Below are 26,615 nucleotides of genomic sequence, written 5' to 3' on the forward strand. Positions count from 1 at the left end.
GGTGATGGAGTGTCCGATGAAGAGCTTATAGAGATATTGTTAAGGTTTTCCGAAGTTTTATCAACGAATAATATCTTCACATCTGGGTTAAGGATTGTAGGGTGGGGAACGATATTATTCTTGAAAATGATTGTTGATGGTTTGGAAGGAATGGTTGATCAGGTCTTAACCTTAACTGACTTCTTTTCGAGCGATCCCGTGACTAACTTTCTCGAAACCATCCAGCCTGTTCTCTATATTCTGCTGGCCATCTCATTGGGAATGATCGGCTTTAGATTAATCTTTAATAAAGAAAAGAATAGATCTGATATTCCAATGAACCTATTTATATCCATCATGACAATTACCCTGTTGTCTTTTGGAATGGGGAAAGTGAATAACTTTACTGGAGATGCAATGGACGTAGCGAAAGTACAAACAGATTCTTTCACCACCTCTGATCGAGTAATGGAAGACCATATTACAGATATTTCTGTTTATGATGAATATGGATGGGTAGACCCAGAAGTAGAAAATCGGCACCATGTTGCTCCTAGTAACATTGATAAAATTTCTATAAATGAGACGATGACTAAGGAATTCGAAAAAGCAAATGGAGATCAACTGACATCTAAAGGGAAAGAAATTTTAATGAATAAGGTAGGATTAGAATCAAATGGCGAAGAAGGGCTTGTTGAGTTAGGAAAAAGTGGTCTGTTTGATTTCCTTCCAGAAAATTATTACAGGTGGCATGTGGATTGGTTTACTGCCATTGTAACCCTTTCCGTTATGGCTTTTACCATGATATTAATATCCATTAAAGTAGCCAAGCTCTGTTTTGAGCTTGGCTTTAATCATATCGTGGCGCTAATTATGGCGTATTCGGATATATCCACGGGCCAGCGATTGAAAGCGATCATTAAGAATATTGGAAGCATTTTTGCTTCTCTTATCATGATTTTCTTAAGTTTACGTGTGTATATGTATTACACAACCTTTATAAATAATAATCTTGAAGGACTTGGGTATTTGATTGCTTTGATTGCAGGAAGTTTGGCCGTCATTGATGGTCCTAATATCGTACAAAAGCTCTTTGGAATTGATGCTGGATTGAAAAACGCCTGGCATGTTGCGATGGGTGGTTACCTAGCTTCTAAAACACTTGGACCCCCCGTGAAGAAAGCTGCAGGAACTATTACAAGTGGTGGTGCATCAGCATTGATGAATACAGGTGCCGGGACAGCTGGAGCAGTCGCTGGTATCTATGGGCGAAAAGGTGAAGGAAAAGCGCAGACAAATGGAAAAAGTGATCCATCCTCTAGTTTCTCTTCAATAGAAGGAAACAGAAGTCGAGGAAACCCGCAAAAGCAAGAGCCAAGTCCAATGACATCCAATAAGAAGAGCCAAAAAGGTTCTTTGGGAGGAAAGGAAATTAGAAGATCTAAGGAAATAAATAGTCCTTCTACTCATGAAAATCAGGGGCTATCACAGCCTTCTTCAGGGAAAGGCTCCTCTATGGCCTTTCTACAAGAAGGTTCCCTAGGAGGATTGGGCGTCCCGTCTTCGAACGACAACTATGAGCAGCCTTTATCTAATAAACCTAAAGAGAAGGCGGATCAAATAACAGCAAGCACCAAAACAGAAATATCAGATGTAAAAGCTCCAGAAAGTACAGATGATATTCCTATGCCAAATCAAAATAGAACAGAGCAGCGAACGATAGGGAATTATATGAAAGATCGCATGGGTGATCGAATCAACAATAATCCTAAGATTCAGAGTGCAAAACGGACGTATAACTTATCACGAAACACTACGGAGAACTGGATAAATAAAATTAAGAAACGCGGGCCTGAATCTTAACTTGGTCCGCGTTTTGTTATGAAGGAGTGTTTTTATTGCAATACAAGATTCCATCAGAAATTGGAAGTGAGTTGAAGATCAACCGTCTATTTTACCTTACAGACTTACTTGTGGTCCTCATCCTGGGCGGTATAGGCTTTACATTCCGGTATGTCGTTCATTCTTCATTCGTTTGGTACTATGCGATCGTTTGGATTTTATTGATGGTTGCTTGGTTGATCCGACCCAAAACGAACCCCAAACTGCGTATGGCCAAAGCATTGTTCTTAGCTGTCACAAGGGACCGTATTGCTTATTGTGCCATCGATAAAAAAGAGAGGGAGGATGGTAAGGATGAGAATCAAATATGAAGAGTTTAATAACGAAGAATATGCCTTCCAACAGTTAAAGGTACTTCTTGAAGAACAGCTTGGACGAGAATTAGCAAAAATAGAAGCACGGAAGATTCGGTGGTTGTCTGGATGGGAGCAAGAAACGGTCGGCGTACTGTTTGGCCTGATTCAAGAAGTAGCAGGAAAGGAAACAAAGCATGATAACCATAAGAATCATATGAGGGAGGACTTTAAATGAAGAAGAATAAAAAAGACCACCCTTTCTTCAAAGAAGATAGTTCCGAAAAAATGGCTCTTTTTGATGAACGAAAAACTACTGAGAGAAATAAGAAGCAGCAAAGGTCGAAAGCTAAAAAGAAAAAAAGAGAGGTAGCCATTCCATCCATAGCTGAGATTCTTCCCATTCAGGACATGACCGAGGAAGGATCCTTTCAATTAAAAGGAGATGGGGGCTATATGGATGTGATGCAACTTCATAGTAAGGACATATATTCGCCATCTACCCAAGAAACTGAATACGACATCATGAAGATGGCCAAGTTCTTTCAATCGTATGCGTCCGATATCAAGATAGTCTCCATGAATTTTCCGGTTAATATGAAAAAGCAGCTCGATGCGATTAATTACAAGATTGCTCAAAACAATGCGCCTCTATATGAGCGCTTTTTAATTAGAAAAAGAGAGGAGCTGCACTTTTTAGAGACCCACCGGACGAACAGAGAGTTTTATTTATATATTTACGCGACTAGTCTTAAACAGCTTGCTGAGTATAGAAACAATTGTCGACGCTATCTTGGTCGAGTCGCTCCGATCATTGAGTTAACCGATGAGAAGAAACTTGATTTGCTCTATAAGCTATACAATCAAAATTCTAAACTAGAAAAGAAGGGATAAGGAATGTTCTCATTTCTAAAAAAGAAAAGTGATGCCGAAGAAACTCAAGAAAAAGGATATAACCCTTTCTTACTGGCCCATATCCAACCACAAGGAGGAATTAAATTTCACGAAACCTTTACCCGAAAAGGAGACGGTTATGAAGTTTGTGTCCATGTCTATTCCTTCCCGAAAAATGTTTCGGACTTTTGGTTAGAGCCTATTTTCAATATGGAGAATGTCATTACTACGATGGATATTGTCTCTGACGATCGTTACAAAGTCCGAGATGGTTTAAACAAAGGGATGGCTGAACAGAGTTCCAGAATGATTAATGAAAAAGATAATGCAGGTATTATTGAAGCGCAAAATAACTACGATGATTTGCGGCAGCTATATAATCAGGTCTCTGAAGAAGGAGAAATCATAAAGCGTGTTCATCTTAGGCATTATGTAAGTGCACCAACAAGAGAAGAGCTGGAAGACAAAGTGAAAGTGGTCTTATCGACGTTACAGGACGAGAATTTTCGAGGATCCATCTTCTTAAACGAACAGGAATTTGAGTGGAAATCAATACTCACGAATTATACAGAACAATCCACTTATCGAAACAAGAGGGAAGGTCATCCGATACCCGCACTAGGGTTAGCAGGTGGCTTTCCTTTTCATTTTACTAGCTTAAACGATCCTTACGGTACATTCTATGGAACGACACTCACCGGAGGAAACGTCGTCTTTGATCTTTTTCATAGAGATCAGCAGCGTAAGAGTTATAACGGAGTCATAGTCGGAGCGATGGGGGCAGGAAAGTCTACGACACTTAAGAAAATTATGCTGGATAATGCGATTAAAGGATATAAGGTCCGGACGTTTGATGTCACAGGAGAATTTGTGGAGTTAACGGAAGCTTTAGGTGGGAAGCAGATTGCTCTCGATGGTTCAGATGGGGTCATCAACCCTTTGCAGGTGTATCGAACGGCAGAGGACGAATATACGTCCTTTACTCAGCATTTATCCAAATTGACGACATTCTATAAATTCTTAGCACCTGAAGCGAATGATAGTGAATTGAAAGAATATGAAAATCTATTAAGAAAGCTCTATGAAAAGCTTGGCTTATGGAAGGACGATACAGACTCAAACATAACTGAACTTACTGTCCATGAGTACCCTATCTTTACAGATTTTCTTGCCTTTGTTGAAGAACAACTCTATGAAAATATCAAAGAAGGGAAGCAAAGGGAGAAGTTGAGTCAGGAAAGGAAACGACGGCTGGAAAGCATTGAATTAAATATACGGAACCTTGTAGAAACCTACGCGCACCTTTTTAATGGAGTATCAACCATTGAACACTTCGATGAGCAACAGGTTGTCACTTTTACACTGAGGGGCCTGTCTCAAATGAGGGCAGAGGTTTTCCAGGCGCAATTGTTTAATGTGCTCAATCTCTTATGGGACTCTATGCTAACGAATGGTTCTCCTCAGTTTGATGCTTATGATCGAGGAGAATTAGCTTTTGAAGACGCTGTAAGATATCTCATATTGATAGATGAAGCTCATCACATTATAAATACAAAAAAGAAAAGCGAGAGTGCTCTTGATTTCCTTACAAAGTTTAGTCGTGAGGCAAGAAAGTATTTTGGCGCCCTCCTTTACGCGAGTCATACAATTCGCGATTTTGTTCCTGAGGGGTCGGATCAAAGTATGGTAGAGGAGATTAAGAAGCTTTTTGAACTGACGCAATACAAGATTATTATGCAGCAGGATAGTAACAACTTAGAGATGATGCAGCAGATATTCATGGGGCAATTAAGCCAAAGTGAATTAAAAGATATCCCTTACCTACAAACAGGAGAGACGATGTTAAGCATCCGTGCTGTTGAAAACATTCGCTTCAAGGTGGAGGTATCGGACGAAGAGTTAGCCTTGTTTGGAGGAGGTGCATAAGGATGCCTTGGTCCATTCTCCTTGGGTTAGTACCTCGGAAAGTATGGTTATGGTTGATTGGTATTCTGGTAGCTCTTTTCCTTCTACAAATGCTCTTGTATGCTTCCGTCATTACAGGGCTAATTGGTTATCAAAAGTCTTCCTCCAGTGAGAATGTGAGGTCCATTGATGTAGTAAATGGAACAGCACAAGTTTCAGTTGCATTAGAAGAGTACCGGCCTCTGTTTGAAGAATATGCCGAAAAGTATGGGGTGTCCAAGTATGTGGAGCTTCTCCTCGCCAAAACGATGCAGGAATCTGGAGGACGTCTTGATGATGTGATGCAAGCAAGTGAATCTATTGGTCTACCACCAAACACGATTGAGGATCCTGAAAGAAGTATTAATATTGGTATCCGATACTTCTCGGAGATGCTAGATAAAGCAGGAGGAGATATTAAGCTAACACTCCAAGCTTACAACTTCGGTGGAGGGTTCATTGATTACGCAAACGAACACAACAATGGAGAATACAGCAAAGAGTTAGCGATCAAATACTCAAGAATGAAATACCAGGAATTGAAGCATACAGGCATGTATTCATGCATTAGACCTGAGTCGGCAGAAACTGGAGCGTGTTATGGAGATATTGGCTATGTCGAGGCCGTTTTAAGTCACCTTAAAGGCGGAGTTATTGAAGCAGATTTACAACCAACGGGTGACTGGGTTATGCCCATAGCAGGAGCTCTTACACAGACATCCGATTACGGCATGCGCCCTGATCCTTTTGATGGAACACCGGATATGCATAGAGGTATAGACTTTGCTTGTACGAACGCTGTAACGCCTATTCAAAGCGTAGATAACGGTCAAGTTGTTGAGGTGGAAAGAAGTAACTCTGGTTATGGAAATAACGTGCTTATAAAACATAAAGAGGGGCTTTATAGTCACTACGCTCATCTGTATGCGATAAGTGTACAAAATGGAGAGATGATCAAAAAAGGATCAAAAGTAGGCAAGTGTGGTTCGACAGGAAACTCTACAGGGCCACACCTCCACTTCGAAGTCATGACCAAAAACCAGTATCGTTCGGACGTAGATCCTGCCCCTTACCTTGGGCTTTAAGAAAGGAGAACTTGGATGAATAGACGTGTTCTTTTTGGCATGTTTGTGGCTCTGTTAATCGTACTCACATCGGTTAATATATATGCTGCACGCACAGCATCGAGTGACGATCTACAGGAAAACTTGCATCAATTGGAAGTGAAAAACGAAAAGATTATGGAAGAAAAAACTGAATTAGAGATGACGTTAAAAAAACAGGAACCTGCTGACATTCAAGCGAGATATGACGCTTTATTGAAGCAGGTTTCTACGTTTATAGAGATTGCTTTTAAACGGGATAAAGAGACCTATCAAGAAATGGAAAAAGAAGCACATAAGGTGATGAGCAAAGATTTAGCTGCAACCTTCTTCCCTACGGATACCTATAAAGGAGACAGGGAAACGGAGGTGGATGAAGTAGAAATATTCATCAAAACAGGTGATCTAACAAACAATCAAGCTAGCGTATTAGTTAAGTTTAGACACACGCTCTATGCTTTGCAGAGCGATCAAAAACAGGTTTCTCCCGTGTTTCTCAATATAAAAGTTCATAGGGAAGAAGGACAGTGGAAAATCACAGATTTTCAAGACGTAGAAGAGGAGGGATATTCATGAAAAAACAAACGAAACACATCACGGAAGGAACTTCAAAAAAATATCTTATTGGATTAAGCGTCATGGCTATGGCGCTTCTTTTTTTCTTGTTTTCTGGTTTTTTATTTGGTGATGAAGAGCAGAGTGAAGTTCAACAAACGCCTGTCAATGAACCTCTGAACTTACAAGGCTCAGGCGAACTGACAATTAAGGACTGGGTTTATAATCCAACGAAAAAGCTGATGGTTGTCACCATAAATATCAATAAATCAACAGCTTTATTAGATGAACCGTTGAGCTTTACGGCTCAGGAAAAAGAGCATCCCAAACGCGACCTTCCAACGCACGTAGAGTACAACGATGAAAGCAGATATGTCATTAGTATCCAGAAGGTAAGTCCTTCCTTTGATGTCATGGCCTTAGATGTTAATCAGGAAGAAACCAATAGGCTATTTACGGAAAAGGATGATCAAAATTCCCTGAAAGGGGGTGAGGAAAAGAAAGAGCTGGCACGTATTTATACAGATCAATTCAAAGTGAAAATGGACAAACAATTAAACATTTTAACGGAGCAGGAATATGAAGTTGCTGCTGTATCTGAAGAGATCGAAGAGGCGAAAGAAACAATGAAAGAGAAAAAGGAAAGTATACAAATAATAAATGAACGAATCAAAGAAATTGATCAAAAAATCGTTGAATTAGAATCAGAGCTTATTTACGAAACGGAGGAAGAGAAAAGGCAGACAGAGGCTAGAATTAATCACCTAGAAAGTGAAAAAGATCAAATCAATCAAGAGGCAGCTGAACATGAACTAACTATCCAAACCATCGTTGAGAAGATTGAGATGTTGGAAGAAAAACGGGAGATGATTTCGAACTAAAAAGGGGCGTGGGTGGTGATAACGGTCAAAACAAGATCCACACATCTCCTGTGCAGGGACAACACATCACGGTGAATACACGAATGAACGTTCCTATTTTAGCCGCACAGCGACCGCACATCTGAAGAAATTCTTGTTCCCTCGTTTTGCCCGGCTCTGCCGGGATTCACACGCCAAGTGGGAACAAAAACCCCTTATGCTCTTCTCTTTATTTACTACTATTAGTGTCTTTATCAAAAGGAGTGATGGTAATGGAAGTAAGAGTCCGTTATATGGATCCGAAAACTGTTCAACGAATTGACGAACTTGCGGAAGAAAAAGGTTTAAGTCGGCAAGAGTTTTTACATGCTCAGTTGCATCAGTTGGCTGTCTTTCAGGAAGAAAATAATCGGGAACAAAGACTGCAGCAGTTAGTCGATCGAAACATCCAAACGATGGCCCATTGTTATACAGCAATTCGAGAAATGAATGAGTTCTTACATTTTGATGAACCAGGTGAGGACGTATGAATGAAACTGTTACTCCGGGAGTAGTCTTAAAAACAAAATTTGTGACAGCCAATAAAAAAGGATTCAAAGATTATGTACAGTACGTTGATCGTGAAGAAGCAAAGGGAAAAGGGGAAGCTCATCGGTCCATGTTTAGTTTATATAATCACTATATGGACGATCCGGATAAAACATCTGCCTTGTTTACTCAGCAGTCGGATCGTTTATCGGTGGAAGGAAAACAGGGCATTAAATCATTGTTTGAACAGGCTCAAAAGAAGAATAGTATCATGTGGCAAGATGTTATTACATTTGATAATGATTGGCTTCAAAATCGAGGCGTTTATGATTCAAAAAAGCACACCTTAGATGAAGATGCTTTGAAGCAAGTGACACGAAAATCTATGCAGGCCATGATGAAAAAAGAAGGGTTGCAAGAAAGCGCTATCTGGTCGGCGGCCATCCACTATAACACCGATAACATTCATATTCATGTAGCTACGGTCGAACCGAACCCGACTCGTGATCGTGGAAAGCGAAAACCGAAAACTTTAGACGCGATGAAAAGTGAAGTGGTCAATGGATTGTTAGATCGAACGCAAGAACGAAATCAAATAAACGCTTTGATCCGTGAGCACATAGTGAATACAAAGAAAGAGAATAGCAGCATGAAATGGAGCAATAGAGAGATGAAACCATTGTTCCTCGAAGTGTATAATCACTTGCCTAAAGATAAGCGACAATGGCACTATGGCTATCAAACGTTGAATCCTATTCGACCAAAGATTGATGAACTAACGACCAGATATTTAGATAAGTATCATGCCAAAGATATGAAGCAGCTGCATGATAAATTGAATCAAGAAGTCCACGAATTAAAACGGGCCTATGGGGATGGACCGAAGGATAAAAAACGCTATCAGCATTACAAACAAAACAAGTTGGATGATCTCTATAAACGGATGGGCAATGCATTCTTACAAGAAATGAAACGGTACGATCACCAGCAGTATCCTAGAAAAACTACCAATACAAATAGCCCTTATAAGTCCATGCCTTCAGGTATTCATTTGCAACGTTCCCTAAGAAGCATTCAACGCTCAATGGGACAAACCTATGATCAGTTTATCAATGACTTGGATCATCAAAAGTTGGAACGAGAAATCGAAAGGGAAAGGTAGGGGTACATGAATGAGAAGGCGGCAAAATATCACGCTTCATGAAGAGACGATATCGTTAATCAAAGAGTATCAGGAACAGCATCATATTCGTTATCCTGGTGAAGCTTTAGACCGAATGATTGAGGAATGGGAAGCTCAGCAAGCGAAGGACCATTCCCAAGAATACCTCCTAAGTTTAATGGCCCAACGCTTTCAAGAAGTGTTTTCAGAAGAGATGAAACGGCTGCGTTTAGCGGCCAATCGTAGTGATAAAAATACGCAGGTGCTTCTCGAATTAATGAATGGTTTTGCGATGGATCAAAACTTAGAAAGCTGTGTTACGACACCGATTTTCGAGAGCCAAGCGATGAAAGACGCGAGACAAGCAGTAGAAGAAAGAATCAGTCATCAGCGTCAAAAAAGAATAAGTGCAACATAGACACAATCAGCATCAAAAATAGTATTCTTGAGGAATTATCAATAAAGGAGATGAACGGATGTTCTTGTTTAACAGCAATTATGAGGTAGGCGTATTCAAGCGTTTAAGCGATAATAACGAGCTTATAATGGAAGTGGGCCAAGAGGAATATAGCCTAACATTGAATGATGAAGAAATGGTCGATCTTGAACAGCATTTAATGACTCAAGAAAACTTGCTTATTCCGTTTAATAAATCAACCAAGGAACTAATTCTGGATACCCAACCAAACTACGATGAAGAGGAAATGGAAGAGCTTATGAACATCAGTGATGGAGCTGAATATCATGGCGAAGACTAAACGACCTTATAAAAAGAAAACGCCTGAACAGGTGAAAGAAGAGATCAACCATTTGACGGAAGGCATGGAGCAGAGCATTGCCAATCATTTTCATTCTCCTGAACAAATGAAAGAGTATCTGGACTTTATGGGGAAGTTCCATCGATACTCCCCGCGCAATACAGCGTTAATTGATTCGCAGTTTCCTGGGGCTGAAGCTGTAGGTTCCTACGCATTCTGGAAAGAAAAAGGAATTCCAGTAAACAAAGGAGAGAAAAGTTTAAAGATTCTTGTACCTAATCGATTAGGTCAGCAATTTAAGAATGAAGAGGGCGAATGGAAACCTTTAAAGTATGCGACGAAAAAAGAAAAGCAGTTAGTTAAAGACGGTCAACTCGACAAACGAGATGGCCGTCTTGTTTATTCTACAGGAAGTGTGTTTGATATCTCTCAAACATCAGCCACTCAAAAAGATGTACCCCAGATCTTTCCTAACAAATGGATTGATGGTCAGGTTGAAAACTACAGTCAGCTTCGAAGAGGGATGGAGGATATAGCTGAGAAAAATAACATACGAATTGTAGAGCCTTATGAAGAGTTAGGGGCAGCCAAAGGAGTGAGTTATACCGGACGAGGAGAAGTAGCTCTTAATCCACGTAATTCGGAGCGTCAGGACACAAAGACGCTGTTACATGAACTAACTCATGCCAAGCTTCATACAGAAGAAAACATTAATAACTATACCAAGCCGGAGAAAGAGCTTCAGGCGGAAATGACTGCTTATACCGTTGCTTCTTATTTCAACATCGATACCAGTGACTACTCACTAGATTATCTGCATCACTGGACCAAGGACCATAAATTTAAAGACCATGAAAAGCTATTACAAGAGGTTCAGTCAACAGCTAAAGAATTCATTATGACCATGGAAGAATCAATGGAACAAGAGAAGGAAGGGGAGAAAAGTATGGATGCTAAAGAACAAAATCATGAAGTAGAAGAGGAAAAACAAGAAAGGGAGAAGTTACCTTCAGAAAAACTTCGGGATATGTACAGAAGCCAAGTGAGTAAGTCTGAGAGGGATAGTGGACCATTTGGTAAGGAAGAAAAGCCAGAAGAGGAGTATTCCCACCAAGACTTCAAAGACGCTTATAAGAAGGAGCTCATGAATTTTATTGAACCAACCGTCGGAAAAGAATTAGATAAAGAACAAAACGCTGACCGACAAGAACGGTTAAACCAGATGCTTGCTTTTCAAGAGACTCATAGTAAAGAAGAGGTGTATCAACTCAAAAAGGAATCTCTTCAAGAATTGAAAGAACTGCCATTAACAGATCGCGGAGTGCAGCGACTATCGCAAATTGAAAGTAAGTTGGATCGAGAGTTCCAAGAAGAGAAAGAAAAAGAAAGCACCACTTCGGAGATGAAGAATGGAAAAGGTAATAAGGAGACTTTACAGCAGAGGGAAAGGCAAAAAGAAAAGATAGGAATTGAACGCTAGGCAGGGAGATTTCTCCCTGTCTTTTTTATATCTAAATTTAGAGAGGAGGAAGTGCTGCATGGCCAAACATGTAAGCGCGGACCAAGTGGAAGTTGCTCGTAACGTGGATCTCATAGACTATCTTGAGCGTAAAGGAGAGCCATTGAAGAAAGAGGGAAGATACTACCGACATCAAGTGCATGATAGCTTAGTAATTAAAGACCAATTGTATGCTTGGAACTCTAGAGACGAAAAAGGGGCTGGAGTCATTAACTTCGCTAAAATGTTTTATGGCATGAGCTTTCCAGAGGCGGTATTAGATTTAAATGAGCAAGGTTATAAAGTGAAAGACAATGTCCAAGAGCAAAAGCCTAAAGAGCCTTATCAATACCCTTCTCATTATGAAGTGAACGATAGGAAAAAAGCTAAAGATTATCTTATACATGAAAGGAAGATTCATCCCAAGATTGTTAATTGGCTTGATAATAAAGATTTAATCGCGCAGGACAAGTTGGGCAATGTGGTTTTCAAGTGGAGCCAGCAGGGAGAGATCGTAGGGGCAGATCGACAAGGGACTTCTCCAATGAAAGATGGACGAATGTTTAAAGGGATTGATAGGAACAGCCATGGATCTGCTGGCTTTACTGTAGATATTGGTCAGCCAAAGTCCATTTACCTTTTTGAAAGTCCTATTGATGCACTTTCTTATTGGAGCATTAAGAAAGAAAAGCTGCAGAACAGTCGGTTAGTTTCTATGTCCGGGCTTAAGCGTCAGACTATGATTGATGAAATCAAACGAATGGGGAAAGAAGGTCATAAGGTAAAGCAGATAACTTTTTGTACGGATAACGATAAGGCGGGGAGGGAGTTTGCTATAAAATATAATAGATTGATGACTGGTGGGTTAACTACTATCCATCTACCTAAAGGAAAGGATTGGAATGAACATCTAAAATTAAATATAGCTAGTCCAAGGGGTTTTATTTATAACAGATCTTAGATATAGTTCGGTAGTTAGTTATGAATCTGTGCGACCATTAGTAATGGGTGAGTATTTTGTTCTTTTCGATTAAGGATAGTATGGAAATAAAATGTTATAATTAAACGATGTGAATCATTGAAAACCTGCCTAAATCTTCATGGTAGGTTTTTCTTATTCCCTGTAGGTTATTTTCTTACAGGCAAAGCATCAGATAGGAGTAGAGATAATATGGCTAACCAGTATAATCTACAGCCGATTATACCCGAAAACGCAAAAGGTATTATAGAAAAGTTCTATCAAGAATTAAAAAACACCAGTCTGCCGGAAGTAATTGAGGAGACTGTTAATAAAATTATTTCCAGCCAAGAGTTTTATATTTTATCAGAAGAAGATAAACAGTCTGTTAAGTTATTCTTTTATGTAATTATTGATACTATTAAACAAGGCTGGGAGTTCAAATTTAATGGAGAGTTTTTAGAGGCAGTCCCTCCAGATCAAATAGACAGAAAAAAAGCTGATTTACCAGAAATTAAAAAAAGAATCAGAAAGGGTTTAGAAGAGGCTAAAAACGAACAGATCAGAGAACCTTCTATTAAAAAGTTTATACTGAGCCTTGAAAGACCTCGTTGGTACAAGGGAAAGCAAGTCAGTGTGTTAGATCATTTTCTCGACCCAACAGCTTTCTATAATGATATAAACAGAAGGTTAAATGCCCCGACAAATATTAGAGAAGATCTTTTATATGATTCAATCGAACCTTATATTCAATTAGCTAATGATGAAAAAGATAAATTTACTAATTTAAAACTGAAGGATATATGGAGATATGCACGATATAGTTGGTCTCTCCCATTAAGTTCTCAGCCAGGGAGACAAATGCTTTATCTAATTCGTGATGCATCTAGAGAATACCATCCAATTATTGGAATAGGCGCTCTGGGGAGCAGTATTGCACAAATTAGTTGCAGAGATAACGAGATAGGCTGGTCTATTGATTCCTTGGAAAAAAGTAATGATATAAGTGAAAGGTTAGTTGCGTTGGAGGAAGGTATAGAGTCCGGTATTAAGGATATTTATCATACTGATTTGCTGGAGATGGATGAGGTTGAGAATCCAACTCTAGAGACTTTGGAGAAGTTAAAAAATAAAATAAACGAATTAACAAGTGCATCATCTACTGGTAAGTTAAACACAAAATCATTTAAAAATGATGCTATGAAGCCTGAATACAAGATGAAGAGAGCAAATGATTTAGAAGAACTAATACATGCTAGACTAATGTTTAAAAAAGCAAGTCAGTGCACAAAAAACGCTCAAGAAAAATATGAATGGCTCATGAAAAGTAAGGATGGTAAACGTGCATTAAAGAATTCAATTAGGAATGTCAAAAAGATTCACATGGGCTCATCAATAATGGATATAACTACATGTGGAGCAGTACCTCCTTTTAATGAAGTATTAGGAGGAAAATTAGTATCACTGTTAATGACAAGTCCAAAGGTAATAAATGATTATTATGAAAAGTACAAAGAAGCAGTAAGTGAAATTGCTAGTAGGAAAAAAGGTGAAAAGGTGGTAAAACCGGCTAAACTAGCAATGTTAGCTACTACTAGTCTCTACTATACTGGAAGCAGTCAGTATAATCGAATAAAGTACCAAACTAGTAATGGAAAACTTTCTTTCACTAAGGTAGGAAGAACAAGAGGTTTTGGATCAGTTCACTTATCTTCTAGAACATATCGGACACTTCAGGATTTATTAAATTCCCACCCTAGTCTAGGACCTGAAAGTTCAGCCTTTTCTGCAGGAGTTAATTACAAAATGAGGTCAATATCCTCAGGTTTAGGACACTTAGGATTGAGGAAACTTCAACAGCACGAAAATCCGAGGTTAGTGTACCTGGCACCTTTATTGAATAATTGGCGGGAGTATTTAACTGGAGTAGATAATGAGCCTGATTATATTTATGATATGGCGAACCCAATAGATGAAACAAAAGACCTAATTAGGTATTGGAAAAAAAGATGGTATGTTGGTAGAATTAAAAAAAGGGAAATTATTCAAAGGCTTAAATCTAAAAATACGCTGAAAATAAGTGATTTTTTCCAAGTGGAAGTAGAGGACAATAATAATAAGGAAGAAAGTGTTTTTCAGCAGTTAGATTTATTTGGGGGAGAAAATATGACGGACCAACAACCATTATCTTGGGAAACCCTGGCTGAACTGAAGGATCAGAGGGCCAGTTTTGCAGAAAAGCTAAAACCGAATGAATTAAAAACATTACACATTCAAACTAAGCTCGATACAGGACTCTTAGGCCTATTAAATCAGAACAAAAGAGTCTATTTAGTAGGAAGTCCAGGAGATGGAAAAACACATGTTATCAAAAGGTATCAAGAATCTTTTCCGGAAGGAACTTTTTATCATATGGATGCTAGTGCTGTGGAAGAGGCCACACTAGTTGAAAATTTGGAAAATGCTATTCAAAATAACCTACCAGCAGTAATAGCGATTAATGAAGGTCCTCTTAGAAAGATTCTTAACAAGTTACCTGAAGAGGAGTCTGGTCTGTTAAGAGAACAATTAGATCGACCATTACTTTATGGTAATGAAAATGAAAATACCTACGACGCTCTTGTAATAAACTTAGGCTTAAGGCAGGTATTATCCAGGCCTTTACTAGAAGAGGCCTTAAACACAGTACTAAAAAAAGTTAATTATGAAGAAGCTCCTGAAAAAGTTAGAAAAAATGTTTCTATGTTACAACGACCACGTGTGAAAGAAAGATTAATAAAGCTATTAGGCTTTTTAACTAAAAGCGGCAATCATATTACAATGCATCAACTTTTAGGGTTTTTGTCTTATATTATTACAAATGGGGTTACTAAATCAGAGTATTCACATGAAATATTAGATTATTACGATGCAGTTTTCGATTCGAGAAATCCACTCTTCGAATTACTGGAGAGATTTGACCCCGTGAAAATAACCCACCCTCTGGTAGATATGATGCTCCATGATGGGAAAGTTGACGTAGAATGGTTAGACGAAACATCTAGGCCGATTACATTTGAGTCAAATAAATTTCATCAACTAAAAAGAAGGTATTATTTTGAAGCGGAGAATGGAGATGATTTACTTAATCTACTCCCAGAAGACTACCAAAATTTTTATGATTTACTTGAAGGCTCTTCTGGAAAGAAAAGAGCTAAAAAGAGAATTGTAGAAGCTTTATCTAGTTATTTTGGCCAACAAGCAGATGAGGATAAATTACAGGTGTGGACAGGCTTAAAGTATGAATCCAAAAGAGATCCATCTGTATTTATTTCTAGTCAAACAATAAGTTTAGAACAAATAGAAATTTATGTTCCCAAGCCTAGAACTCAACTTGAAAACCTAATAGAATTCGAACCGTCAACTATAAGATTATTAGTGAAGCCAAAAGAAGAAAATCAAAAAATTGTAGGGCTAGATATTGATTTAGAACTCTGGCTTTCACTGATGAAAATTAAAAGAGGGATATCCAACCTTTATCAGGATCCAGTAATTGTTAGAAGGCTTACATCATTTATGTCACAACTCTCTTCTCAGATTGTCAGCGAATATGGAAAAGACGCAACAATAAATGTTCAAGATACAGAATCAGGGGCAAAATATGAAATCACTGTATCCTATGAACAAGGAAAGAAAGGAAAATATTACTGGTGAAGAATTTTTATGATTTTATAACGCATATTAGCAAGAAGGTGTGGGGATTTAATCTTAATCGTAACGTTAGACCGGTGCATTTTGCTAATGGATTTTACAGGAGTGTATGTGGCCAAACTAATAATATGGAATTATTAAAAAAGGCTACTACCGGTTATAGTAGAGGAAGATCTAAGGTAACTAATAAACAATTTCTAGCAGATATTAGAAATACTTACATTGTAGATGAAGACGACGATCAAGACCTGTTAGAGAAAGTAGGAGAATTGAGGTCGGCGTTGGAGTTACTGCTAAATCAAGATAAAGCTTTTTTTGATGGAAGTTTCTCCTCTGCTACACTTTCGCATTATCTTCTAGCTTCCTCGGACCCATCAGACAGTGGAACTGGAAAATTCATGGCAGAGGTATTGGCAAATGATGAGAGTAAGGATGTCATAAAAATACTTAGAGAAGTATTACAGGATGAAAATGATAATATCTACCTGTTGGCTAGTCCTTTGCTTTCGACAAAAGACATGGGTGCCGAATTATTCACAAGTGAATCTATTAAAGAAATTATAGAAGATTCGCCTCACCTACAATCTGCACAAGATGCTTTTATTAATCTTTCACGCTATAGGCACACTTTAGAAAAAACAGTCTTTTTACAAAGGGTTGTTACTTTAGGCTGCTTTTCAATCTATTTACATTTAACTAACAAGAAAGACGAATCTAACGAGAATGCATTTTCCCCGATATTTTTAGCTGCACCAGAACCAACACGAGAAATAAGAGAGGTAAGTAGGGCGTCCTTCGCTAGAGGAAGACAAAGAATAGAGATTGGCTATGAAGAAGGACTAAAGAAAGAGATCGAAAAAGAATGGGGAACGGAATTATCTAAGGAAGATTATATTAAAATAATAAAATCACTTCTCCCTGAGCTAGATAACAACCCATCATCAATAAACCAAGATGTACAAATATGGAATAGGTTTATAGAAGATTTTGAGGGTAATCTATTAGGAACAAGTAATGCCAGTGAAGCCTTTACAAAGGCCTTTGTAAGAACTTCTTTTTCATTCTTCAATAAAGCTAAATCTAATAAAGAAAATCCCGAAAAAGTCAGTGCCTCAATAGGAAGAAATATTGGCTTAGTATACCCTAGAGAGGGTGGGCCTGGCGACAAATATTATTTGCCTGGCCCTCGATTCTTAGACACATTAGTTTTTTCATTATTGGACCCTAATGAAGAAATATCTATTGAGGACTTTTGGGATAGAGCATGGGAGAAATTTGGAATAATTACAGGCGCCAGGGGAACTAAAGATATCAAACGGCTAGCATCATGGGGTATTAGGCAGGTCTCTCCTAAAGAAGCTTCAAAAAATGCTCGAAAGATAACATATGAACTAATTAGAATGGGATATGTTACCGAATATGCTGATGATATTGCAATGATACGTGGTGGAGGAGTTATTAATGAATAGTAATGCTTTAATTCTATCTGCAATGAACGACTTAATAAAAATTAAAATGGGTAAGGGTGCCTATGGCCTTGTAATTTTAGGACTTCCTGAATTGCCACTTAAAGAATTGCTTTCATCTCTTAATAATCCTGAGAATACTTATGTTAGTTTAATAGGACTTACCAATGAAGAGTCAGGTATTCGGACTTGGGCTAATAATAATGGATGGGATGAAGGTAAAGTAGGGTTTAGTTCCACACACGCTGTAGATGTTAGGAACGAAGCGCCGGACAATGCCGCTAAATTAGCTTTTGTTTGGGAGGAGGAAGATAGACTCCACTCATTAATAGAAAGAGGATATCAATACATTGGTCCAACAGAAATAACTAAGCAGATTTGTGAATTAGGTGTTAGAAATGCTGAAAATGAGCCTCAGAAAAATTTATGGAGGGCATTAGGATCGGAAACTGTTGCAGGTTTTATTACGCTTGATGGAATAATTAAATACTATCTGAGTCTATTTCCATCTTTAGAGGGACAAAATTCTCAAGGAGTCGGCATTGAAGCAATAAATAAACCTAGGAAAAATTTAGTTTTATTAAGTTTGTTACCAGACAATGAATTATTGACAGGAAAATACATTGATACCAAGCCTATTATTAATAGATTAGTTAGCAATGCCGGAATGGTGGAACAAATCCAACGGGCTGATGAAGAGGACCGACAGGATGCATTGAAAACAATCAAATTGAATTCAGAAGACCTTGAAATGAAAACTAAGCTGCAAAAAAGCTATAACGCGTATTTACGCCTGACAAGAAGTGATTACAGCGCTTTGTCTGACATGGAACTTAAAGACGCCTATATTCTCTTGTCGGGTAAGAAGTTAAGTAATTCAAATAACGAAAATGGTGAATCACCTCTTCCTGGTGGGGATGTCGGTCTTCCCGGTGGCGGGGAGGAATCTCCAGGTGGAGGAGAAGGTTTCCCTGGTGGCGGGGAGGAATCTCCAGGTGGAGGAGAAGGTTTCCCTGGTGGCGGGGAGGAATCTCCAGGTGGAGGAGAAGGTTTTCCCGGTGGCGGGGAGGAATCCCCAGGTGGAGACGAAGACTTCCGTGGTGGGTCTACTACAGGTGGAGCAGGTAGGCCTAGTAAAAGAATAGAGTCCTTCGATGACTTACCCACAGCAGCAGTCAAGTTGATAAGTGAGGGAGAAAGAACTGTTCTTAAAGAATTAGTGAGTCAAGCAATAGAACTAATTAGAGCAGGTAAGTTTGATAAGAATCTATTAAGTGTTAATCATGAAAGACTTATTATACAGGTTTACTTTAACCCTAATGAAATTGCTGTTTCAATAAATGGTAATTTCACCTCAAATGGACGTATGGGCGGTAAGGTACAAGCAGAAGATACTGATTTAGAAGTGATAATTGATAATTTTGGAAGGTTTAAAGATAAATCTGAATTTCTAGATGATGTTAGGATTAGGACCTTATTAGAGTTTATGACTAAAGCTAAACAATTGATACCTGATTTCGACGGTGATAATTTATTAAGCCACTACATTGAAGCGCGGTCAAAACTTCTTAATTATAGTGATCTATTATCAACTGCTCCTTTAGCTTGTTTATTATCCAACGAGGAGACAAGGAAATTCGCTGTAGAGAGTATTAAAGCCTATGAAGCATTGTTAGAACACCTGGATGAGCATTATCCAAAGCTACACAGAGAGAGTCCAGAGGGCGCGGAATATATATATAAGGAAATCTTAGAAATAGATACTATAAAAATTCATTCGAATGATGATATTTCAATATTATTAACGTCTCTTAATCCGTTAGTGATATGGAAATACGTAGAGATTTCTGAATTAGTTTTAAAAGAAGACGAAAGCCTTCAATCTGATGATACAGAGCTATTGTCCCAGGAACTAAGGAATTTACCAGAGCCCTTATTAGCTGTGTATGCTCCAGGGAATAGTGAGCAATTTGAGAAATTAGGATTTTCCATGAGGATAGGGTCTCTCCCCTTATATCGATCGATAAGCGTAGAGATATCTGATTTAAGTCAAAAAAGTATTGAAACAGCAGCAATTAAATTGGGAAGCTTATATTTTCCTATTAAGGAGAATCTTCGGTTACTCATAGTAGATCCCATATCCACCGCTCAAGCCTCAAGGGCTATCAGAAAACTGATAAATAATAATGAATTTAAAAAAGCTACGTTAATAGTGGCTAAAACAGGAAAACGAAAAGAGGGTACTGAATTACCTTTTGACCCAGTTTTAAAGGAACTTGCTTTTGAAAATAAAGTCGATATAGAAGTATTGAGAATTAAAAATTCTGATCAATTGCACAAATATCTTTCAAAAAAGCCTGTACATCTAATAGGAATTTCGGGAGAAAAAACAAAGAATGTTAGTTTGATTGAGAGCGAAGGAACAAAACTTCATCCTTTGAGCGTGCCACATAAAATTCACCCAGATCCTTTGATGGGGACGATTACTCTTAAGCCTAGAAGTTTGAAGAGTAGCGAAAACGGTATTAATCACCCATTTAGTATTTATCATAAGATAGTATCTGAGGTTACTGGTAATTATCATTCGGAGTTTAGTATGCAAGAAGCAAGAAAGGCTCCTCTTGAAGAAATTAATAGTTTGCTGCCATTTTCCCAATTTTTAATAACAATAGGACAAATTCCAGAAGTGATGGGAGCAACCGACTTGTTAAGGTTGACCCAAAATGTAGATATTGCTGGGGACACTGTTTATACTTCCCATAAAGATAGTATAATTAGCAGGTTGAGTAAGCACCTAAGGAAATTCAATTATAGACCCACTCAAGATGGAATAATGACATTGTTAAGAAGACTACAAGTAGTTGGAGGAGAAGGTATTTTTTCCACTATTACAGAAAAAGGCGAAAATGGCTTGTCAGAAACAGGGGTTAAAGGCTTTCTTGGCTTAGCTGTAGCGCTTAATTGGTACGTAAATCATTCTTTAGATGAAAGAAGTGTAGTAATCAGTCTAGATAGTTATCTAGCAAAAAGATGGTTAAATAAAAGGAAAGATAACAAAAGAAGTGACTTTCTAGGAATCCGTCAATTAAATGATGGCAGTTATTCGATAGATATTTTAGAAGTGAAAAGCTATGAATCGACTACCGATGCAGATGTCTTAAATAGTCATGCTGCAGATCAATTAAGGTCAATTGCAAGACTTATAGATAATATGGTAAAGAACCAAGGTGATCTTTTTACTGATAGAAGAAGAGAGTTATTAAGGGTACAAATATATCGGGAAGCATTACAGTTAGAAACTAACCATGATGCACAATGGATAAGGGCATTAAATTCCATTATTGATGGTTCAAAAAAGGTATCCATTAATTTGATTTTGTTAGAAGTGGCCTTCGATAAAAACATCAATATGACTGATGAAATTTTTACACCAGACATAGAAGTGGAGAATCAAGAAGAGTTGGGCAGTACTTCTATAAGAAGGGTGAGATTTGGTGAAGAAGATATTCAGAAATATCTAGAGGATTATGTTGAAAAAGTCCCTGAAACTACAGCAGAAAACACATCCACTGAAGAAAATAATGCTGAAGTTGAAGACGATTTTAGTAATGAAGAAGAATACTATAATGATGATATTGAAGTAGACCATCAAGACCATCAAGATCATCAAGATCATCTTGGATCCTCAGATGAGGATAATACTAAATCTGATATAAAAAATACACCGGAACTAATACCAGATAATGAAGAAGGAAAAATGAAATCTGAAGTAAAGTTTTTATTGGGTAAACAGGTAGGATGGGATAAGCAGGTGTTCTGGGATCATAGACGAAATATACCTAATCCACTTGCTAACCACAATATCGTAATTACAGGAGATCCAGGAAAAGGAAAAACTCAAACTATTAAAGGGTTAATACATGAAATAAGAACAAATAACATTCCTCTCTTAATATTTGATTTTAAAGATGATTATATTGATTACGATTTTCTTGAAAACGAGTCAGTGCAAAAATTTGATGTAATGGCCGAGGGTTTACCTTTTAATCCACTAACCCCTTCAATTGACCCTATAGAGAAAAAATTTACTGCACTTAGTCATATTGTTCAACTTGTAGCAATTATAAAAAGGGTATATGGTTTAGGTCCCCAACAGGCTACTAGTCTAAGAAATGCTATTGTTGAAGCTTTCAAGAGAAAAGGAATACAGCCTAATGTACCTACTAAGGAGTCTGCTGTAAGTGGCTTTCCTACATTTCAAGAGGTCGAGGAAATCCTATATGAAGATGAAAGGAAGAATGCTACTCTAATTGGTCGATTAGATTTACTATTTCAAATAGGGATTTTTCCAGATAAGCCTAAAATTGACTTTGATCAATTAATGAAAGGTAGTTATTCGTTAAGGTTATCAACTCTGCCAGATCCAGACAATGAAATTAAGGCGGCGGTGGCAGAAATAATTATACTAGCACTGCATAATTACTTGATTTCAAAGGAACACCCTAGAAAGTTAACAAGAGCAATTGTTTTAGATGAGGCTCACCGTGTCAGTAAATCTAGTGCGCTATTAGGATTAATGAGGGAAGGAAGAGCATTTGGAGTGGGTATGCTAATAGCTACTCAGTTTCCAACTGATATTCCACAAGATATATATGGTTGTACGGAAACTAAATTATTTTTAGGGAATGACGATTATAGTCATGCAGAGGCATCCGCCAAGAAACTTGAGGGTAGTTCTTCTAGAAGCAATGTTACTGCTTTAGCTGATCAAATTCGTAGTATGCAACAGTTTAGAGCGGTATTAAGGAATTCACAGAATCCCAATGTGTTCGTGGATTTACTACCGTATTATAAGAGGTAATAGAATATTTATTATGATTAAAGCCCTACCTATATGGTTAGGGCTTTAATCTTAAAGGTGGAGGAGTTATGTATATAAAAACCACAAGAGGAAGGTTTTTATCTGAATGTAAAAATAGGTTCCTATGTAAAGTGAAAGTGCAGGAGGAGGAGGTAGAGTGTTATGTACCTAGTTCTTCGAGGTTACAAAATTATCTTACGTTAGATGAGTGTGAGGTGTTATTAACAGCTAATAAATCACCTAAGGCTAGAACAAAGTATGCACTGTTTGCGGTAATACATGAGGGGCAGTTTATTATTTTAAACTTAAATAAAGTGAATTATATTATTGAGAACCTAATCCATGCTAGTATGTTATATTCTGAGCATGAATATGCAATATATAGAGAAAAACTTTTGGATAATAACTATAAATCTGACCTTTATCTAATAAGTGAAAAAACTAATTCAGATATAATTATTGAAGCAAAAGGTATTATCTCAGATGAAGAAAATACCGTTTTCCCTCAAGTGAATTCTGAACGTTCCTTGGAACAGCTATATAAAATTCGTGATTTATTAAAAAGAGGGAGAGAAGTACATTATTTTTTAGTTTCATTAAGCCCTGTCATAAAAAGAGTGAATTTTGAAGAAGATTCTAAGTACACAAAATTATTAAGAGAGTGTGTTGATGAAGGATTGAAATTAAAAACATTAAGGTTATTATATAATGGATATAAAATATCTCATGATGAATCATTAAAAATTGGTAAACTGTAAGTTAATCATATTATATATAAATAACATAACTTTTAACTTTTCAATAAAATCCAAATAATTGTATCATAGACGTATATAATGGGGTGGAAGCGTGGGGAGTTCTATAGTATTTGTAAGTTCAAATTATAGAGACCTTTATGTAGAAGATATCTATAGAGCATTAGGTTTACCTAAGGGCTTTGTTATTCAGTATCGATATCGTATTAAGAATATAGATGAAAATATATTGGCAAAATTAAAATATATGAGAGATAAAGAAGGGGTTATCTTTTACTGCTATGACCCAAGTGATAAAGCACAATATCATGGGGATATAAAACAGTGTGACGAAAAGGTTTTCATTCCAATTAGAAAAGTGAAATTTATAGACTATAGTAGAAGCGAAGAGACTGAGCAGATAAATTTCTTTTTAGAATTACATGAGTTTATAGATATTGAAACAGATGTTCAGGGAAGTTTAAACAACCTTATGGCAATGGAAAATAACGTGGGTGAAATAGAAATTAAAACAATTAAAAAAGTTTCATGGCTAAAAAAAGTGGAAAGTATAGAAAATTACTTTAAAGAGGTGAATTTTTTTTATGTTAACGATATAGCTGGCAAGCTTTCCATGAAGTATGAACCTACTGAAAAAAAAGCTAATTTAATATTGTATGATGAGAGTATATATACGTTAAATGTCTTAACTTATGATAAATCTGAAGGCCAAGGATTTATTGATATAGTTACCGAAGGGGAATATCTTAATTTAAATGATACCTTAGAAAAGGGTACAAAATTAAACTCAAAAACCTTAACAGTAGATACACGTCCTATAGATTTTAGAAAAGATAGGACCTATCTAGAGTTAAAGGATACTAACAGTAAATTCGGAGTTAAAATGTCGGTAACTATAAAAAAGCGTTTCAAAAGATCTTTTTGGTTTGGGGGGTTAAGTTCATTAGCTTTATTTGGATTTCAATTTAGTAATCTTATTATAAAGAATAATTTAACTTGGGAAAATACGGGTTGGCTTTTATCAGCTGCAATCCTTGTTGCTTTAGGAGTTAGTGGTTTACATTGGCGCTATAATCAAAAATAGACTGAACAGATTTTTAAACTGTCCAGTCTTCTTCATCAATTTCAATATGAATCCAACCATGAGGTATGATATGAAGCTTCTTGTCTTCGGTTTTAATGCGATGCGTACCGGATTCTCTTACAATTAATTCTACTACGTTATTTAAAACCACTTTATCATCATTAGGGAAATAGTATATTCTCTCTTTTTCTCTTAATTTAATTGGTTCATCCTTTTTTAACATAATTATCCTCCCTTAAGTATTCTCTCTTTAATTATAACTTAAAAATAGGGCAAGGGGAAAATTAGGGGAACCTTTATATAAGAAAAATACCCGGAATGTCTTAGCGTTTTGACTTTAAAGAGAAGTAATGGACTTATAGATCGTATTTTTCAGAAGGAGATTATTTAATAGGTCTTAAGGTATAACGCTATTCTTATGATTTATTAATGACATAACTTTTGACATACTATTACTAATTTGTAGTTATATCCTTATAATTATGAATGAGGAGTTCGTACTGTTAAAATGCCTAATATAATGCTTTATGGATACTATTTTAACTTATTCACTTAGGTGAAGCTATGGGCGGCATCCAACAAAAAAACGCTTGAATCTATATAAGGTTCAGGCGTTTTGTTTATAAATATAAAACTTTAGGTATAGGTGCAAATTATTCAAGAGAATTATACGTAACCCAACTAGACAATATTTGATCGGCTGCCTAATTGTTACATTAGTTTAGTTTTTGTCCTCTTCCAAATAAAGCTCATCCATAATTAAATCTCCCTGCCCCAAGCCTTCTAAGTAACCCTCATAAGTAAGTATTTTCACCTTCAATCGGTTCATTTCATAATCAAGAACTCCAAAATACATATGCATTTCTTTCAACACCTGTTTCAACTCTTCGTTTAACTCTTGCTTAACTAAAACCTCTTGCCACTTGTCCAATTTTCGCATAGTAGTATTCATTTATTTTCGCCTCCTTACTCTATAATCGTTAGTAAGGGGGCTTTTGGTGTCATGTTATGCGAAATTTGTTTTATGAATTTTTATGTAGGCTTGATTGGTCTTCACTTTTAAGCTATCCCTAACATCCTCACTGATATCCCAATAAAATTCATCGACATCATGAGTGGATCTCCTTTGTCATCTAGAACAGGTCTATTCTGTATTGGTTCTCCCAGCCATTTCTCATTCATTTTTATTTTTGTAGCTTCATCATCATTGTAAAAGATGGCCATCTCTAAATCCCTGAACAACCTCATTTAAAACACCTCCATTTTCCAGTTTATTTCTCAACAAGTTGTGATATCATACATACATAGAACGAATGTTCGTATTAAAGGGGTGACGACAAATGAATGGAATGTTGAACCGTGCTTCTGGGACTAAGATGAGCCTTGAAATGATTTATATTGATGGAAAAGGAAACATGACTCAACGTAGGATTCGTGTTGTTGAAATTCGAGATAGCAACGTTCTTGCTTATTGCTACAATCGCAAGAAAGTGCGATCATTCAGGTTGGATGGAATCCTGTCGGTATACCCATACAAGGAAAGGAAGGGTGCAACTGTAAATGGATAATCTAAATCGGGATCGTGGAACTATTAAATGGACGTCTCTTATGTTGCCGGAGCATGTGAAGATGGTGAAACGAGTATGGAAAGAGGATGAGCGCATTGAAAAGCCTATTTTGGATGAACAACAGTGGGAGGAGATTGGTTATGCACTGCAACTCGCTTTGAAGGATAATCTTCCAATAAATTTAAAATTTCATAACGGATTCAATTATAGTTCAATCAAAGTTAAAGTGATTTCTTTTGATATTGAAAACCTCCGTTTAAAATGTGTTGATGACCATAATAGGTCTACTAAGTATTTATCTTTGAGTAACGTATGCGAAGTTTCTTTCTTATGAAAGTCACGATGATGGGAGATGCTTTTTTTAATTCTGAATACATTCCTTGAATGGAAGCTAATATACCCAAGAATGGGCATTTAGCTTTTCATCATCTTTACTTGTTTTTTCATTCGTTTGTCAGCTTTATGTTCATTTACTACTAAAATCGCATGAATACTTCCTGGTATCCAGAGTAAAAGAGTTAAGAAAAAGTTAATTAATGCTTGAAATGGTTTCCCAACGAGTAACACAGCGACAGGGGGCAAAAAAATAGCCAATAAATAAAGCAAATTATCCCTCATTTCCATTATTTTTTTTATAAGTATAGTTTCTACACGCTCAATTAAAATACCTTTATTTAATCCATATATAACCATTATATTGGGGCATATGTCACAATATAGACAATGATGGAATGAAATGAATCAATATAAAGCCTTA

Annotated in this window: 24 protein-coding genes; 20 read left to right on the forward strand and 4 right to left on the reverse strand. The window is 37.0% G+C overall.

The annotated features are described in order from the left end of the window. Positions 1–9 precede the first annotated feature (9 nt). From ACGTN9_RS18805 to ACGTN9_RS18895, 19 genes are all read left to right on the forward strand, one after another. On the forward strand, positions 10–1,842 hold the full coding sequence (locus tag ACGTN9_RS18805; protein WP_499595835.1) for a pLS20_p028 family conjugation system transmembrane protein: 1,833 nt from the start codon (positions 10–12) through the stop codon (positions 1,840–1,842). Positions 1,843–1,868: 26 nt separating this feature from the next. Then, the gene (locus ACGTN9_RS18810; RefSeq protein ID WP_499595836.1) at positions 1,869–2,192 is read left to right on the forward strand and encodes a DUF5592 family protein; all 324 of its coding nucleotides are present in this window, start codon (positions 1,869–1,871) and stop codon (positions 2,190–2,192) included. Then, positions 2,176–2,412: a hypothetical protein gene (locus ACGTN9_RS18815; protein WP_499595838.1), complete on the forward strand. Its 237-nt coding sequence runs from the start codon at positions 2,176–2,178 to the stop codon at positions 2,410–2,412. The genes ACGTN9_RS18810 and ACGTN9_RS18815 overlap by 17 nt, the downstream gene beginning before the upstream one ends. After that, positions 2,409–3,068, forward strand: coding sequence for a TraC-like domain-containing protein (locus ACGTN9_RS18820; protein ID WP_499595840.1), 660 nt, complete (start codon positions 2,409–2,411; stop codon positions 3,066–3,068). Before ACGTN9_RS18815 ends, ACGTN9_RS18820 begins: the two co-directional genes overlap by 4 nt. Positions 3,069–3,071: 3 nt before the next feature. Further along, positions 3,072–4,994 (forward strand): VirB4 family type IV secretion system protein, encoded by a 1,923-nt coding sequence (locus ACGTN9_RS18825; RefSeq protein ID WP_499595843.1) that lies wholly within the window; start codon positions 3,072–3,074, stop codon positions 4,992–4,994. Positions 4,995–4,996: 2 nt separating this feature from the next. Next, entirely contained in the window at positions 4,997–6,097 is a 1,101-nt protein-coding gene (locus ACGTN9_RS18830; protein ID WP_499595845.1) for a lysozyme family protein, read from the forward strand. Positions 6,098–6,112: 15 nt separating this feature from the next. Further along, complete coding sequence (locus tag ACGTN9_RS18835; RefSeq protein ID WP_499595846.1) at positions 6,113–6,691, forward strand: hypothetical protein; 579 nt, start codon at positions 6,113–6,115, stop codon at positions 6,689–6,691. Further along, positions 6,688–7,551: a hypothetical protein gene (locus ACGTN9_RS18840; protein ID WP_499595848.1), complete on the forward strand. Its 864-nt coding sequence runs from the start codon at positions 6,688–6,690 to the stop codon at positions 7,549–7,551. The genes ACGTN9_RS18835 and ACGTN9_RS18840 overlap by 4 nt, the downstream gene beginning before the upstream one ends. A 251-nt stretch (positions 7,552–7,802) precedes the next feature. Beyond that, entirely contained in the window at positions 7,803–8,060 is a 258-nt protein-coding gene (locus tag ACGTN9_RS18845) for a hypothetical protein (protein ID WP_499595850.1), read from the forward strand. After that, complete coding sequence (gene mobP2, locus ACGTN9_RS18850; RefSeq protein ID WP_499595853.1) at positions 8,057–9,220, forward strand: MobP2 family relaxase; 1,164 nt, start codon at positions 8,057–8,059, stop codon at positions 9,218–9,220. Before ACGTN9_RS18845 ends, mobP2 begins: the two co-directional genes overlap by 4 nt. Positions 9,221–9,230: 10 nt before the next feature. Beyond that, a complete protein-coding gene (locus ACGTN9_RS18855) occupies positions 9,231–9,638 on the forward strand; it encodes a hypothetical protein (protein ID WP_499595856.1) in 408 nt (135 codons plus the stop codon). Positions 9,639–9,696: 58 nt separating this feature from the next. Continuing rightward, a complete protein-coding gene (locus ACGTN9_RS18860; RefSeq protein ID WP_499595859.1) occupies positions 9,697–9,978 on the forward strand; it encodes a hypothetical protein in 282 nt (93 codons plus the stop codon). Further along, complete coding sequence (locus tag ACGTN9_RS18865; RefSeq protein WP_499595861.1) at positions 9,965–11,458, forward strand: ImmA/IrrE family metallo-endopeptidase; 1,494 nt, start codon at positions 9,965–9,967, stop codon at positions 11,456–11,458. The genes ACGTN9_RS18860 and ACGTN9_RS18865 overlap by 14 nt, the downstream gene beginning before the upstream one ends. A 58-nt stretch (positions 11,459–11,516) precedes the next feature. Further along, positions 11,517–12,437, forward strand: a complete 921-nt coding sequence (locus tag ACGTN9_RS18870) for a toprim domain-containing protein (RefSeq protein WP_499595864.1) — start codon at positions 11,517–11,519, stop codon at positions 12,435–12,437. A 210-nt stretch (positions 12,438–12,647) separates the two neighbouring features. After that, a complete protein-coding gene (locus tag ACGTN9_RS18875; RefSeq protein ID WP_499595866.1) occupies positions 12,648–16,127 on the forward strand; it encodes a Druantia anti-phage system protein DruA in 3,480 nt (1,159 codons plus the stop codon). A 125-nt stretch (positions 16,128–16,252) separates the two neighbouring features. Next, a complete protein-coding gene (locus tag ACGTN9_RS18880; protein ID WP_499595868.1) occupies positions 16,253–17,593 on the forward strand; it encodes a hypothetical protein in 1,341 nt (446 codons plus the stop codon). After that, on the forward strand, positions 17,586–22,451 hold the full coding sequence (locus tag ACGTN9_RS18885; protein ID WP_499595870.1) for an ATP-binding protein: 4,866 nt from the start codon (positions 17,586–17,588) through the stop codon (positions 22,449–22,451). The genes ACGTN9_RS18880 and ACGTN9_RS18885 overlap by 8 nt, the downstream gene beginning before the upstream one ends. Positions 22,452–22,519: 68 nt before the next feature. Further along, positions 22,520–23,209: a DNA/RNA nuclease SfsA gene (locus tag ACGTN9_RS18890; RefSeq protein ID WP_499595873.1), complete on the forward strand. Its 690-nt coding sequence runs from the start codon at positions 22,520–22,522 to the stop codon at positions 23,207–23,209. Between the two features lie 91 nt (positions 23,210–23,300). Next, positions 23,301–24,290: a hypothetical protein gene (locus ACGTN9_RS18895; protein WP_499595875.1), complete on the forward strand. Its 990-nt coding sequence runs from the start codon at positions 23,301–23,303 to the stop codon at positions 24,288–24,290. Positions 24,291–24,303: 13 nt separating this feature from the next. Here ACGTN9_RS18895 and ACGTN9_RS18900 read toward each other — a convergent pair whose 3' ends face one another. From ACGTN9_RS18900 to ACGTN9_RS18910, 3 genes are all read right to left on the reverse strand, one after another. Next, positions 24,304–24,513, reverse strand: coding sequence for a hypothetical protein (locus tag ACGTN9_RS18900; protein ID WP_499595877.1), 210 nt, complete (start codon positions 24,511–24,513; stop codon positions 24,304–24,306). A 498-nt stretch (positions 24,514–25,011) separates the two neighbouring features. After that, positions 25,012–25,242, reverse strand: a complete 231-nt coding sequence (locus ACGTN9_RS18905) for a hypothetical protein (RefSeq protein WP_499595879.1) — start codon at positions 25,240–25,242, stop codon at positions 25,012–25,014. A 107-nt stretch (positions 25,243–25,349) separates the two neighbouring features. Then, positions 25,350–25,538 (reverse strand): hypothetical protein, encoded by a 189-nt coding sequence (locus ACGTN9_RS18910; RefSeq protein WP_499595881.1) that lies wholly within the window; start codon positions 25,536–25,538, stop codon positions 25,350–25,352. 360 nt (positions 25,539–25,898) lie between these two features. On the opposite strand from ACGTN9_RS18910, the gene ACGTN9_RS18915 reads away from it, so the two are divergent. Further along, complete coding sequence (locus ACGTN9_RS18915; RefSeq protein WP_499595924.1) at positions 25,899–26,192, forward strand: YolD-like family protein; 294 nt, start codon at positions 25,899–25,901, stop codon at positions 26,190–26,192. A gap of 80 nt (positions 26,193–26,272) precedes the next feature. On the opposite strand, the gene ACGTN9_RS18920 is transcribed toward ACGTN9_RS18915, so the two are convergent. After that, positions 26,273–26,464, reverse strand: a complete 192-nt coding sequence (locus ACGTN9_RS18920; protein ID WP_499595925.1) for a YqaE/Pmp3 family membrane protein — start codon at positions 26,462–26,464, stop codon at positions 26,273–26,275. Between the last annotated feature and the right edge of the window lie 151 nt (positions 26,465–26,615).

Source organism: Halobacillus sp. B23F22_5 (genome assembly GCF_043497085.1).
In the GTDB taxonomy this organism is placed as follows: Bacteria; Bacillota; Bacilli; order Bacillales; family Halobacillaceae; genus Thalassobacillus.

Bases quoted from the DNA above. Each gene is read 5' to 3' on its own strand.
- ACGTN9_RS18815 (WP_499595838.1), top strand. From the start codon at position 2,176: ATGAGAATCAAATATGAAGAGTTTAATAACGAAGAATATGCCTTCCAA.
- ACGTN9_RS18820 (WP_499595840.1), top strand. From the start codon at position 2,409: ATGAAGAAGAATAAAAAAGACCACCCTTTCTTCAAAGAAGATAGTTCC.
- ACGTN9_RS18825 (WP_499595843.1), top strand. From the start codon at position 3,072: ATGTTCTCATTTCTAAAAAAGAAAAGTGATGCCGAAGAAACTCAAGAA.
- ACGTN9_RS18830 (WP_499595845.1), top strand. From the start codon at position 4,997: ATGCCTTGGTCCATTCTCCTTGGGTTAGTACCTCGGAAAGTATGGTTA.
- ACGTN9_RS18835 (WP_499595846.1), top strand. From the start codon at position 6,113: ATGAATAGACGTGTTCTTTTTGGCATGTTTGTGGCTCTGTTAATCGTA.
- ACGTN9_RS18840 (WP_499595848.1), top strand. From the start codon at position 6,688: ATGAAAAAACAAACGAAACACATCACGGAAGGAACTTCAAAAAAATAT.
- ACGTN9_RS18845 (WP_499595850.1), top strand. From the start codon at position 7,803: ATGGAAGTAAGAGTCCGTTATATGGATCCGAAAACTGTTCAACGAATT.
- mobP2 (WP_499595853.1), top strand. From the start codon at position 8,057: ATGAATGAAACTGTTACTCCGGGAGTAGTCTTAAAAACAAAATTTGTG.
- ACGTN9_RS18855 (WP_499595856.1), top strand. From the start codon at position 9,231: ATGAGAAGGCGGCAAAATATCACGCTTCATGAAGAGACGATATCGTTA.
- ACGTN9_RS18860 (WP_499595859.1), top strand. From the start codon at position 9,697: ATGTTCTTGTTTAACAGCAATTATGAGGTAGGCGTATTCAAGCGTTTA.
- ACGTN9_RS18865 (WP_499595861.1), top strand. From the start codon at position 9,965: ATGGCGAAGACTAAACGACCTTATAAAAAGAAAACGCCTGAACAGGTG.
- ACGTN9_RS18870 (WP_499595864.1), top strand. From the start codon at position 11,517: ATGGCCAAACATGTAAGCGCGGACCAAGTGGAAGTTGCTCGTAACGTG.
- ACGTN9_RS18875 (WP_499595866.1), top strand. From the start codon at position 12,648: ATGGCTAACCAGTATAATCTACAGCCGATTATACCCGAAAACGCAAAA.
- ACGTN9_RS18880 (WP_499595868.1), top strand. From the start codon at position 16,253: ATGGAATTATTAAAAAAGGCTACTACCGGTTATAGTAGAGGAAGATCT.
- ACGTN9_RS18885 (WP_499595870.1), top strand. From the start codon at position 17,586: ATGAATAGTAATGCTTTAATTCTATCTGCAATGAACGACTTAATAAAA.
- ACGTN9_RS18890 (WP_499595873.1), top strand. From the start codon at position 22,520: ATGTATATAAAAACCACAAGAGGAAGGTTTTTATCTGAATGTAAAAAT.
- ACGTN9_RS18900 (WP_499595877.1), bottom strand. From the start codon at position 24,513: ATGTTAAAAAAGGATGAACCAATTAAATTAAGAGAAAAAGAGAGAATA.
- ACGTN9_RS18905 (WP_499595879.1), bottom strand. From the start codon at position 25,242: ATGAATACTACTATGCGAAAATTGGACAAGTGGCAAGAGGTTTTAGTT.
- ACGTN9_RS18910 (WP_499595881.1), bottom strand. From the start codon at position 25,538: ATGAGGTTGTTCAGGGATTTAGAGATGGCCATCTTTTACAATGATGAT.
- ACGTN9_RS18915 (WP_499595924.1), top strand. From the start codon at position 25,899: ATGTTGCCGGAGCATGTGAAGATGGTGAAACGAGTATGGAAAGAGGAT.